This window comes from Paenibacillus sp. FSL K6-1217, from assembly GCF_045040735.1.
GTDB lineage: Bacteria > Bacillota > Bacilli > Paenibacillales > Paenibacillaceae > Paenibacillus_AQ.
The window spans coordinates 6,333,063-6,347,259 of the sequence record NZ_CP150271.1; the positions used below are offsets into that span (position 1 = coordinate 6,333,063).

General features: G+C 44.2%; 3 protein-coding genes. All 3 read left to right on the top strand.

Going from position 1 to position 14,197, the window contains the following annotated elements; all coding sequences use genetic code 11:
* The first annotated feature begins 8 nt into the window (after positions 1-8).
* The 3 genes from MHH28_RS27875 to MHH28_RS27885 are packed head-to-tail and all read left to right on the top strand — an operon-like array spanning position 9 to position 14,131.
* Positions 9-6,827, top strand: a complete 6,819-nt coding sequence (locus MHH28_RS27875) for a hypothetical protein (RefSeq protein ID WP_405107742.1) — start codon at positions 9-11, stop codon at positions 6,825-6,827.
* Between the two features lie 3 nt (positions 6,828-6,830).
* Complete coding sequence (locus tag MHH28_RS27880; RefSeq protein WP_405107745.1) at positions 6,831-12,521, top strand: hypothetical protein; 5,691 nt, start codon at positions 6,831-6,833, stop codon at positions 12,519-12,521.
* A complete protein-coding gene (locus MHH28_RS27885; RefSeq protein WP_405107748.1) occupies positions 12,518-14,131 on the top strand; it encodes an S-layer homology domain-containing protein in 1,614 nt (537 codons plus the stop codon). Before MHH28_RS27880 ends, MHH28_RS27885 begins: the two co-directional genes overlap by 4 nt.
* The last annotated feature ends 66 nt before the right edge of the window (positions 14,132-14,197 follow it).

Genomic DNA, 14,197 nt, shown 5'->3' on the forward strand with positions numbered 1-14,197 from the left:
GGTATTTTATGAAGAAGATTATAAGTTTGATGCTGGTATTTTCGCTTTTACTATCAGTAGCGCCTGTGTATGCGAATGTAGCAACAGAGTACACGTATGTGTTTGGTGTGAAAACAGGAGGCAACGAGAACGGTGGAACCGGTGATGATATTTATATGGGCGTAAGTACATATGAATCTGGAGCAAGCTCTGATCAAGCAGCCAATTTTGGCGGCGCTGCCGCTTGGTCTGATACACAACATACATTTAAATTGCAAAATACTCCACCGTGGAGAATGAACGAGCTCGTTTTTTGGCTGGTGGGCAGTGATGACTGGTACGGTGAGTCGGTGGTACTGTGGCTTCCTCAAATTGGGAGGAACATAAATCCAACACAGACGAAGACCATTCCAATATACTCATGGACAAAAGACCAGGGTAGACTGTATCGTGACATTTCGGACGTAACCAAAAGAAAATTCACCGATATGGGTGACGTTGATAAGCATGGAGGAGAGTTCTATCTGGATGCGAATTCGTCAGGCTCTGAACGTGCAGAGTGGGACAACTATGTCAGAGATCAATATGGTCACTATGACATTATGCAATATGAGGATGCTCCTGTCGTCAGCTATACCGTTTCGGACGACGCTGTGGGCAGGGATTGGCTGACATTCCAGGAACCGACAAAAACAAATACATTCCAGTTGGATATTGACCGCAAGAAGCTTTACGATCAGATGGTTGCCAAGGACAAAGCAGAGATTTCTCTGACCTATAGAGTGGCGCTGCTTGCCCAGTCTACCAATGCTGAGAGCCTCGGGGGAACCTTTGCCCATTCAAGCTCAGGAAATCCGGAAGTGAAAACCTATTTGACAACAAAGATAGGGCAAGCGGACTACTATTATAAAGATGTAACGTATACGTTCTATCGTAGTATATATAACCTCGGCAACCCCGATATCAATCAGACGGTTACCTATTCACCGAGCCAGGACAATCTATATCTCAACCGTAAATTCACAGATGTTAATATCACGGTTGAAGCGGTGTCCATCCATAAAAAAACTATGACGCAAGAAATTAAAACGGAGCTGATCACCAACCTCCAAGCCACGCCTGTGTTATATATTGGAAACAGTACGGAAACACCGCTTGCCAACCTTACCATGACCAAACTACAGGGCAATGACGGCAAACCAAACGGCAAGCTTCAGTTCACCGGAAAAGTCCCGCTGGATGTTAGCGCAGTGGAAAGCGAGGGCGTAAGGCTTCAGCTTGACAACGTCTCTACCCATCTAACGAAAAAAGGTCAGGCGCAGTCCTATTATTTGGAGAATCCCACTCCAGAATCACCGTCATCACAAAGCTTTTATTTCTCAACTCACAAAGTGGACACCAAAACCCCAACGGTAAGAGTGACTGACCAAACTGGAAATGACCTGACGGGGGCAGATTCCATTCAAGGCAACATCAAAAAGCTGCATGAATTCTATATGGTTGCCAGCGAAACACTCTATCCGGACGGAAATGTCGCCCACAGCGAGTCGAATCAAAACTATTTTAATTATGAGCTGTACAAGAAAACCGGTGATTCCTATGAACCGGCCATGACCCGAATAACAAACTTTGACGGTACAGGAAACAGAGCAAGAGTTACCGCACCTATTAACACGCAGGTTATCAATGGAGTCAGCATAAAACTAAGTCCAATCGATCGGGCGGAAGGCGAATTCAAGCTTCGGCTGTATGGATGGGATCAAGCTGACAATCCGCTTGGCGGAGATGCCGGATATGCAGAAATTGAAAATATCAAAATCGATAATCTGGCTCCGCGAGTGACCGTAAACGAAACGGTACACCCGCAAGATGCACAGCTTCGCAAAAGAAATGACTATAGCTTTGAAATGAACGACCTTGAGCAAAGCAATAACGGCTGGTCAAGAACTTATTATACCTTTATGAACGGGATTACGGCGCCGCCTGACACGCCAATCAATCAAATTAAAGCTGCCTCCGCAGAAATTGCTTCAACTCAAGGGCTGTGGGCATTCGTAGACTCAGAAGGTGATAGCACAACTGCCATTCTATCTATTCCAAAAGGGGACAACTTTGAGGGAACTCTCTATTATTTCACAGTAGACTCACTGGGGAACGATTCTAGAAACGAGCAAGCCTCAAGATACTATAAAAAACCTGTGAGTATTCTCAATGGAAATGTTACCGACACACTGATTACGGAGGATTCCAGTCTTCCAAAGCCGCATTTTGACATTAGCTTTGACGTAAGCAATCCAAACCTTGAAACGAGTTACCGGTGGATTTCTGATCCTGGCAATGACAAAAGCTTTACGCAAAAATTTAGAGTATACGAATCAAGCGATGATGTTGGTGCAGCTGAAAAAACTAATCTTGCCGGAACCAAAGTTTTGATGGACGGGAAATATATACTGGAATATCGTGTGAAAAATAAACAGTCTGGTAACACTGCCGAATTTTCACAAGTATACACGTATGACGCCTATTCCCCGGAGATTAAATATACCGCAATAAGTCAGCACGATCATTTCAAATCATCACAACAGTTTAACGTGAAAGTGACAGATCGCAGTGGAATTGCAAGTTCATATTACTATTTATCTAAGCCAGACTCAGAGCTCAGAATTGAAGATATGCCAAACTATCCGCTGACTCTGACACTGGACAGTGACAATATAGCCCAGGTTAATCAAACCTTGACCCTGACAGGACTTCCAACAGGTGCGTACAGCATTGTTGTTGTGGCCAAAGACCCGCATGGCAGAGAAAGCAAAAAGGTTTCCCCATACTTTGGCATGAGGTCAGAAGCTGCGATCATTGACACATTGAACTTTACTGAGCCAAAGACTTTAAACGGAATGGGTACAACAACGGATGGAACATATAGTGTCTATGCTGTCTTGAATGAACCGCATGTAGCATGGACTTCTGATAGCGCATTGAAATATCAAAAACCGGTATATTATGCAACAACGGACGGCATGCCAACAGATAACGGCGCTTTAGTTCCTGAGTTTACAGCGAGCAACAATTCCGGCGGGAATTATGCATTTACACTCGACACACCGGTTCCGCTTCAAGAAGGTGTCAACACCATCTACTTCCAGTTTGGACTCATCAATGCTCCTGCTGACGACAAACCTGAATTTTTAACAGAAGCAAAGCCGCTCACCATTCTTTATGATAGCCAGGCACCAACCTTTGAATTGCCGGACTATAGCACTATTCAGCCAACAAACGCATCCGTGACAGCAACAATCATCGCAAGTGATGCTGGCACAGGGATTAGCAAACTGACAGTTGCACCAGAGGATGCAGACAAAATCACGGTTTCTCCATATACAGACGGTGCATTCACAGTAACGGTAAGCGAAAACATCACAACAAAACTGATCCTGTCTGATGAGCTTGGAAATCGTGTTCTTGTTCCTATTTCCGTATCTAACATTGACCGGGCAGCTCCATCTGCGCTTGCTTCAAGTAACATCGTGACCAAAGGAGCAAGACAAGATGGTGTGGTTACAGTTGATGTCTCAGACAAGAACGATACAACCGTTTCATTCGCGCTTATTCAAGACCCGGCAGACAACCATATTCTAACCGAAGCGGACTATGCGTTGTTTCAATCAAGCCAATCCGTGGAAATGCAGAGTAGTCCGGTAATCATTAATGGCGCAGGCAATAAACAGAAAACCTACACCATTGACTTGAAGGGGCTTAGTGGAAGCTATGCCATTGGGGTCAAAGCCGTCGACACAGCAGGAAATGTGACTGAAAAAGTGTTCTTTGACTCAAAACTGGACCTGGTTGACGCGGGGGCAGCCATTGTAAGTGTCAGCGCCAACCCTAGAACCACAAAAACCACCGCAACGGTTAGCGTTTATTTTAACGTTCCAGTCACCGTGATGCCTAACGCACCTGTAGAGGGTGATGTTGTGGGTGAAATGGCAAGGTCGAACCTTCTGTATACAGGACTTTTAACAACATCCGCTAACTATGTAATGGACTATGAGGTTGTTATACAAAACAATAATACAATCAGCCTCTATATTCAGGACGAGGTTGGAAGGGATAGCGTTCTAGAATTCACACCTGATGTTAATTTCGTTACAGGATTTGACATTTCCGGTCATGTAGAGAAAAATGGTCAAACGCTCCAAAACGGCGGGTTCATATCCTATAACCAGGGCGATAAGCTTTACTATGTTGTCGTTCCGGAACCAAAGTATTCCGGACAATATTTCTTTGTTGAACATGCAGTGTTATCTGGATTAGAACTCAATACCGAGCTAAGTGTTCCTGACCCATCATTTACAGAAGCAGAAGGAAGAACAGCTTATTCAAAGCTGGTATTTGAAGCGCTAAGAGACGGCAAAACAACAAAATCAGCTTATTTCGAGTCATACACGGCAGAAGGTATGGAAGCTGACCGGATGGAAGATGAATATGTTGCCATTACAGTGGTTGACGAAACTGCACCAGCTGCAAAGGTGGACTATTCGATCACGGAGTCAACCAACCAGAGTGTTACCGCAACACTTTCTGTATATGACCCGGAAAGCGGGATTTTGAAACTTGAGCGTTCGTATGACGGCATAAGCTTTAGCCCCATTGAATCGATTGTTTCGCATACCGAAACCTTCGAGCAGAATGCAACGGTATATTTCAAAGTGACTAACAAAGCCGGAATAGCAACGGTACTGCCGGTCACAGTCTCGAATATTGATAAAACGCCAATTTCGCAAGACAAACACTACAAGGTTGAATACAGCTATGAGAACTATCTTGGGAACTGGGTTCCAATCAAAGAAGGAAAAGCCTATAGAAGGGTTATGGCAACGCTCAAGTTTATCGGAAGCGGAAAAACTCTTTCGATGACAAACAACAACGCAGCCTTCTCAAGGACTCTAACTGAGGATAATAACACCTTCACATTTGAGTTTAGGGATCAATCAGGCAACACAGGTTCTCATACGGTTAGCTATAACCAGTTTGATAATACCATTGGCCGAACATCCTATGTGTTATCCAATACGGCCAAGACGAACCAAAATATCTTTGCAACGATCACTTTAACGGATGATTCAGGTGAAATAGCATTCGCAGAGGTGAAGAAAGGCGATGTGGTTTATCCCTTCAAAGGGGAGCCGCTTGAGAATGAATATGTCGTTGAACTGGACAGCTCAGGAATTTACAATGTGACAGCCTATGACTACGCTGGAAACCGTTGGACGACTCCGATCACCGTCTCAAACATTAACAAAATAGTGCCAACTGCAATTGCAAAAACGTACAGCACGCCTTTAGCCACCATTACTGCACAAAGCGTGAATGTTGAGTTGACCCAGTTCAGCAAGGATATCAAAACGATTACAGTCACCGGTGTAGAACCTACCGGAAGCCTAACTGCCAACGATATCGTACATATCCCCGGCACAAAAGCTGTTCGGTTTAGAAAAAATGGTACAGTGTCCATGTTCTTTGTTGACGACTATGGCAACGAAGGACAGGAAGTGATTACCATATCGAATATTGTGTCCACACCGCCGCAAATCAAAGCCACTGCAACATTAGCTGAAGATAAGCTGAGCGTGAATGTAACCTTTGACCAAATCCGTGACAGTGACGGCGTTCCGCTGGACATTCTTAGAAAACTAACAGAGCTTACCGTTTCTTATCGTGGATATGAACATGCACTTCTAACTGAAGTGAAGGACGAGTCCGGCGATGCCCTGTCCTATAAAGAGGCAGTAATCAACGTTAAAACTAACGGAGAGCACGTCTTTCAAGTTAGGGACCAAACAGGCATCACGCAAAAAATTCTAGTAACGGTTGAAGGAATTGAAGTGGGCGGCCCAAGGGTTAAAGAAGTTCGCTGGACATACAAATATCTCGAAAAGAACCAAAGTGGTGAGTGGGTGGAAAAGGATCATCAAAACAAGATTGTTGTTGGTGTTGACACCTCTGGAAAAGAAGAAGGATATGTTGTGGGAATCGACAAGAACCCGGCAACAAACCAGAATGTGAATGTCACGGTAATCACGGATAAAGATGCTAAACTCGTGGGCGGAAACGATCCTTGGGAACAAGAGAAGTCAATGAACTATAGAGAAAATGGACTTTACAATTTTAACCTTGAAGGAAGAACAGGGACCTATACCTCGTATGGTGTTGACATTGGTCTAATCGACAAAACACCCCCTGTGCTAAAACTTAAAAATGGTGAAGAGCTAATCTTCATCGAAGGCATGACGCCTAAAAAAGATGCCTCCATTGCCTATGACAAGTCTAAGCTTCTAGACTTCGAAGCATGGGATATGGTTGCGGGTAAAAAGGTCGACCTGACGAACCGGGTCACCATAAGCTATGGAACTGGCGGGCGGGTGTTTAACCCTGACAACATCTTAGCAAATGAATTTGTTCGCTCGAACCCGTACTATATCGACTATACCGTAAGAGATGATGCAGGGAATCAAACCACCATTCGCCGGACCGTTCGCCTTGTGGGTCTTTATGACACCATAGCTCTTGTGAACGGCGTTATGCCAGACAGCTCAAATGCTGCGTCCGTTCTTGGAAACAAGGTTGAAATTTCATTGAAGAACTTTTCCGGGATCTCATATGCACGCTATGAAAAAGGTGTCTTAACACAAGGTCAGATGAAGACAAAAGGAACGGTCCTTCGGGAGAAAAGCGGAGTGTATACCCTCGATAATGTTACGAGCGGCTGGTACACCGTATATATCCAAACGGATAAACGCGACTATTTCAACATTCATGTATATGTCTCAAATCAAGGAGGGAAATAGGCAATGACGTTCTATAGAACAATGAAACGCAGCGTAGCTGCAGCTATTATTCTATCCATGCTTTTCACTTTTGCAAGTTTCCCTGTTCATGCTGACGCCAGTAATGCGGATTATTCCATTGCGAACGAATTTATGAAATATTCAATCAATTCAAAAACAGGTGGTTTCTCCATCGAAACCATTGATGGTCATCCACAAAAAGCGTTTGACAACAACCTTCCGCTTCTTTATAAGGAAGATACGGCAAGGAGCAATGGAACATCCTTCACAACCGTTCGTATCGACGGAAAGGATTTTATTTTCGGCCAGGAATATGGCTGGTTTGGGATCGATACCAAGCTTCATGAACCTGTCGTTTCAGAGCAAAACAGACTTTTAACCATTGCATGGGACATTAAGGGCTATACCATCACACAAAAGGTGTCCATTTCGGTAGACCCTAACAACTCAAGGACTGGAAACATTGGTATTTCATATGATGTGAAAAATAACAATGCCACAGCCGGAACGGTGGGGATTCGGCTTCTTTTAGACAACGCGCTTAGTTCAGAAATTGACGCACCTTATGTGTTGGTTGACCCGTCGCAACCGACAATCGTTGAAACCGAATATAGCGGTGACAGCCTTCCGCAGCAAATTAGATATGTTGATTCGCTTTCAGCTTCGAACAAGACGGCTTATGCCCTCTTGTCCGGCTGGAGCGGCAACAAGGATGTAAACGTTGATAAGGTGATTGTCGGGCACTGGATTAATCTTGCAAACACCAGATACGATTATACACCCAACCCTAGTGTTGACTTTACTAATTACTCCAACCAATATTTAGTTCCTGACACTGCAACGGCTTATTATTGGAATGAAAAATCAATTGAGCCGGGTCAAGTCAGAATTTCTGAAATGCTCTATGGTATCGGCAGCTTTGCTGAACAAACCAAAAAGGAGCATGTATCCATAGGGATCCACACTGAACAAGTATTACTTACTAACGACAAAAAAGCTTATGAAAACAATGGTGTTTTTAAAGCAAATGTAGTCATTGACAATAGTGTCTCAGGAGCAAAAGAACTTATAGAACCCATTGTGAAGCTTAGCCTCGAAGAGGGACTTGTGTTTGCAGCCACGAATACACGAGAATACACGGTGAAGATTTCGGGCGGTCTTAACATTGGAACGGTGTTTAATATTCCGGATGTTGACATTATTGCAGAGACACAGTCTATGATCACATCAAAACGTCTGGTCGTTTCGTTAAACGCCACAGAAATTATTGATGCTAGCACCAATAAAGTGGTTGACTATAGTGCAAACACAAACATTTTGATTCCTGCAGTGGAAGGAAAGCTCCCGGAAGTTTCAATGAAGCATGTTTTCCCGGCGGCAGTTTATTATGAAGGTGACAAAAACCTTACCGTTTCTGGCGATATGAAGGTTCTGATGGAGGCCCTTTCGGGAAGTGACGGATGGAGTCTGTACCTTGTTCCATCATCCAGCGCTGAGGCTGTTCTGATTGACAAAAGAAAAATAAGTTTTGTTGAGGAAGGTCAAACGCTTGCCTTCTCAACGAATCAGACGTTGGCGGTTGGAAAGTATGACATTGAATTTAGATTTACGAATCAACAGCTGATCGATGCCTTCGGTACAAAAATCCAAGCCACAACTAAAGTGGACGTCACCAATAAAATAGCGGATAAAAGTGCAAGCTACGGTATTGTTTCGCTAGTCCGATTCACAGACGCTGCAAACAACAGACAGTTATATGATTATATTAGTTTTACAAACGAAGATGTAATGAAGAAATTTATATCCGGCGGCGTGAAAAAAGATGGCATTCTTCACAAAGAAATAGCATTTGAAGAAAATAAAACAGAAATTCTGTTGACCCTTCGCGGAAAAATCAGGCTTATGGATACGGGTAAAGAAAAATATTACTCTGCCAGCAGAGCCGATGGCGATATTACCATCAACAGCATCCTGACCTATGACAGCAACGAAGCTCTTAAGATGACCGTTGACAAAAAGGGTGCAAAGCTAGAAGGCGATGGTACCGTCAAAGTGATCAACTCGATTAATATTTGGCATAATAAGTGGCATTTCGAAGCCAACAATGGAACTAAATATACCCTGGATCGGGAGGCTGTTGCTGAGAAGACTGCTCAAGCATTTGAACTTCAGCTCGGAGATGCCGGTTATATGCTGCAGAATATTGCAGGGTTCTTGATCAATATTAAATATGGTGTGATGACCCAGGACGATGATGATTTCGGAATCAGCTTTGGCGGAAGAATTTCAATGCCGTTAAAAGCTGCTGATCCATCTAAGGGTGAGGAGCATTATGATTATAAAGGCTCGCTAACAGCGAACGTTCAAGATGTTCTCTATGGAAGTAAAGACAGCAAAATTGGTTTTGTTGGCATTAACACAACACTGTCTGTAGCCCTGCCCAAAGATATATTAGGCCCGTTAGTAGGAAACGAAGCCGGTGTTAAGGCGGATATAACCATTAATACCATTGATGATATTTATAGCATTGATGCCGGTGTTTCCGTTACCATGCTGGAAGTAGAAGGGTCACTGGCACTGAAGAAGGTTCCTATTAACGAAGTTCCCAAGATGATGCTGGACAAGCTCACCTTCTTTTTAGCGCCAACTACAATGAAGGTTCCTGTGGTTGCACCTTATGTATTTATCACAGGCCTTGGCGGAGGAATTTCGAACCTTGCAGACACCGTTGCCGGTGAACCGGCAGGCGAACTTCCACCCCTCACCATCCACCTTCAAACAAGGCTTTTAATTAATGCCATTATTGTAGGTGACTTTAAGCTGGATGCGAAGCTATCCGGTCTTGCCATAGAAGGCAGCGGCCACTTGGAGAAAGACGAAGAGGGAAGGCTGCTTAATATTGGGGCGGGAATGAATGTTCAATGGATCTCGCCGTTTCAACTCAATGCCTTCGGCAGCATCAGTATTCATGCCGGAGCCATTCGTGGCGGTATAACGATTAAAATTACGGAAGATTATTTTTATGGTTATGTTTATGCAGGGCTGTTCATTCCAGACTCCATCCCGCTGCTTGGGGGTAAGGAGATCGCAGGAGTTGAGGCAGCAGTCTCATCTGACTTTGTGGGTGCAAACTTTAAGGTCATTGGGGTGAAGCTTGGCTTTATCTATTATTGGAACGGTGACCTAAGCTTTGGCGGGTCCATCGACCTCTCTTCAAGAGGAGATGCCGTTCACTATGTCCACTCGGAAGCGCTGGACGAGAGCGGCAATCTTGTGCCAACCACCATGATCTATGGAACGAATATGAGAAGACTGAGTACGGAGGCCATCGCTAAGACAAGGGCCGGGAATGGGGTTACAAAAGAGATTAACCCGGCAACAAAGGATGCACTTCTCTTTGAAATTCCACTTCGTGGTTTAATCAAGCCTTCTGCATCAGAAATCATTGTCACCAATCCAAATGGAAAAAGATTGACCATGGTTGAAGACGATAACAAGGGCAACGGAAACTATCTTGTTCAAGCTTTAGATGGCACTAACTATTTATACATTTCAGTCACTGATCCCTCTCTGATTGTTGGGGGGAACTGGTCCATTTCAGTTTCAACACCTGATGTTTATATAGACAACTTTGCAGTAAACAGTGTTGACTATATGCCAGAGCTTACAGGGATTAGTGCTTCTACTAGCAATAATACAAGCCGTGAACTTAACGTTTCCTGGACTACGGACAAGCAAAGCAAATATTCGGGTGCACTTAATGTCTATGTTACGAAAGACCCGTCCGTCATGAAAACCATCGAATCCGCTAATATTCAAGATACTTCATCATTAATTAGTATTGGCAACCTGGAGTTAGATGAAATTGAATCAGGTTCTCATGTGTTCACGCTTCCTGAGTCCTTCCCTGAAGGGAAATATCATGTGGTGGCAATGCTTGTTAACCATCAAGGCGGAATGAGCAAGAAAATCACTGCTTCAACATTCACTTTCAACAATCCATTGCTCCCTCAAAACCCTAAATCTGTGTCTGCGGTCTACAGCGGTGACGGTTATGTGAAGGTTGGCATAACGGGAAGCGACGAAACTGCAACACATTATCTCGTGGCGATCCAAGACGAGGATGGGGTTGAGGTCGAGAATTCCTTTGGTCAATTTAAAGTGGGCAGTGACATCATTCTAAAACCACTAGAAAACCAAACCAACCGGCCTCTATTAGAGGAAGGCAAGACTTATTATGTTAAAGTGCAGGCTGCTAGAATTGTGGAGTCTCCCCTGAAACAGGCGGAATATTATCGTTCAACCGAAGTTGCGTCATCGCCAAGCTTTGTTATGCCTTCAACGGCTAAACCTCAGCTTGTAAGCATTGAAACAAACGTTGACCGGTCGAAAGATCGCTATTACTTAAACACTGACCAATTAAAGGCGACGTACACCTTCGACAGACCTGTTAAAATGACCTTAAATCTTAACACCGAAGATAAAAACACGCCTCAAGAATTTAAGAAGGTCTGGTCATTTGAAGAAAAGCTTGAAGACGGCCAGCAGCTGGTGGACTTTACAGCGGTTGCCGAAAACCATGACACCCTCCAAGGCAGCCGCTCATCCGGGGCCATTGGATTCACTGTTGACACCAAAGCACCTGTGTTACTCCTTGATGAAGATGTTAAAACCAGCCTTGATAAGGAAAACGTGGATAACACCGTCAGCAATCAGGTTGTTTTTGTGGGCGCGGACTCCAGCTATAGCTTCCATGGCCTAACAGAGCCAACCGCAAGCTTAACGTTAGACGGCAGTTCAGACGGCATTGTTATCCGTCCTGACGGAACCTTCATTGTCAACCGCAAGGCCTCAAGTGAGGAACCGAACCAAACCCTGATGCTTACAGCGGTTGATGATGCCGGTAACGAAACGGTGGTTCCAGTGTATCTGGTGAATCGTGTTCTGTCAGAGTATGAAAGCATCAAACTAATCTCTGACCTGGAAGGCTCCGAGGATCAGCCTGATTCGATTGAGCTTGGTATAGGCGCGGCAACGGCGCTTTCTGTTAAAGCTCTCCGCACAGTTGAGGGCACCGTTCTAAAGGCAGAAGACGTTGTGTGGGACGTTCTTTATAATCAGAACATCATCAGACTCTCGCAAGACGGGACCATTGAAGCATTAGCTCCAGGCGAAACGGCCATCAAGGTTAGTTATAGACTGTCTGCCTTTGAAGGCCAGGACGGGAAGACGGTCTATAAAGAACTGTCAGACGTTATCAAAATCAAAGTAAAAGATTATGGTTACCGTTATGAGGTTCGTCAGACACAAGGGTTCTCGTTGTACACCATATACACTGAAATGAACATGGGTAAGGCAACGGTTGTGATTGGAGGCAACAAACAAACTCTGTTATATGACAATCTTAAGAAAGCCTATATTGGTGCTTCAAAGGAGCTTGTCACAGGCGAGCAATTAACAGCCAAGCTTGGTTTTGAACCAACGGTGAAATCTCCTGTTCTTCTGCGTGGAGATACCGATGGTAGTGGTGCTATGGATAAAGTTGACGTTCTGGCAACATTGAACGCTATTTTAGACAATATTTACAACGGTTTTAGTTCTGCAGAAAATTGGATGAGAGCTGATACAAACGGTGACGGCATTGTTGACATTGTAGATGCGCAGCTCACCCTAATGGAGGCACTTAAAAGATGATCAAATACTTAAAAATCATTTTGTGCATAATGCTTCTAGGGGCTGCCCTACCATCATATGCCTATGGCGCAAATGATGCTGCAGACCTTAGTTATCGTGTGGACATCAAAGTAACGGACAGCTCAGGTTCCTTGAAATCATCATTTGAAGTTGGAGATAAAATATTTGTTAAACTAAGTCTTTCCTATACGGGTGCCGGAAGGGCGCCTGTATATGGCTTTCAAGGAAAGCTGCAGTTTGATTCTTATGTACTCGACAATACCGCTGTGAATGTGGAAAAGGACATTTCAATGAAATATGCCGATGGTGCCATCAACTATGTCTATCTGGATATGACCGCCAACGGAAAAGAGGATTCCATACTGAAAAATATTGGAACGGCTGTATTTCAAGCTAAGAACAGCGGCACGTTCAGCATCTCTTCAAGCGGCTTCATTATAACGAACAAAGATGCGACACACCGGTACATTGAACCGGTTGAAGATGTGCAAATCATTGTGGGCACTGGAATAAAGGACCCCTCAAAATCTCTATTATATGAAGACATTGTTGCTGCAAAAGCTTTACTTGCTTCAGTTACTATTGCGGATAATCCCAAAAACATCTACTATCCGGATCATTGGTATCCGACAAAATCCGCTCAAAAATTGAGAGATGTGATTGCCGGGGCTGAGGCTGTTTTTAATAACAAGGATGCGCTGGCGTCCGAAATCACTGAAGCTATTGAAAAGCTTAGCATTGGTGTTTCCGATTTCGAGAACTCCAAAATTACCGGTCCGAAACGCTGGGCTGCTCCGGCTGGCAATACCACAGCCGATAAGACCGCAGTTGATCTTTACTATTCCGTCAAAGCTTCGGTTAAAGGCGGAAACGGCAAAATTGCCGAGGGCTTTGAAGTTCAAACCATTCGTGCCACAACCTCTGCCACCATCCGAATGATTCCGGATGGAGGATATGAAACCGAATATATCTTTGTCAACGGTGACAAATTGATAGGCTATGACATTTACACCATTCCAGAGGTTAGCCGTGACACCCTTGTGGTGGTTACCTTTGCGAAAAAAACGCCTTTTACAGATATAGCACATGACGATTGGTTCTATACGTCTGTAAGATATGTTTACAACAAGGGACTGTTCACGGGAACTTCTGAAACGGAATTCTCACCCTCCGGGAAGATGAGCCGAGCCATGCTGGCCACTGTAATCTATCGCATGGAGAATAAACCGGATGTTACATTTACCAATGTATTCTCAGATGTTCAAAGTGGCCGCTGGTATTCAGAGCCGGTGATTTGGGCCAATCAAAAGAGCATTGTTAACGGGTATGATAAGGGGAAATTTGCTCCCAATGATGCGATCACCCGTGAGCAAATTGCGGTTATGCTGCATAGATATGCCAAGGTTAAAGGTGTTGGCCTTCAAGCTAAAGCTTCAAGCCTGAGCTTCAAAGATGCCAATCAAATTTCAGGCTATGCCAAAGAGTCCATTAATTGGGCGGTGTCCAAGGGCATCATGAAGGGCAACACGGATTTGACTATAAATCCTTCTGGTCTTGCAACCAGAGCGGAGGTCGCCACTATGCTCGAAAGGTTTAATGAGCTGAATTGAATTTAGAATGAATACAAAACGAATACAAACCAAACTGACTTAGAGTTTTTCTTTGTCAGTTTGGTT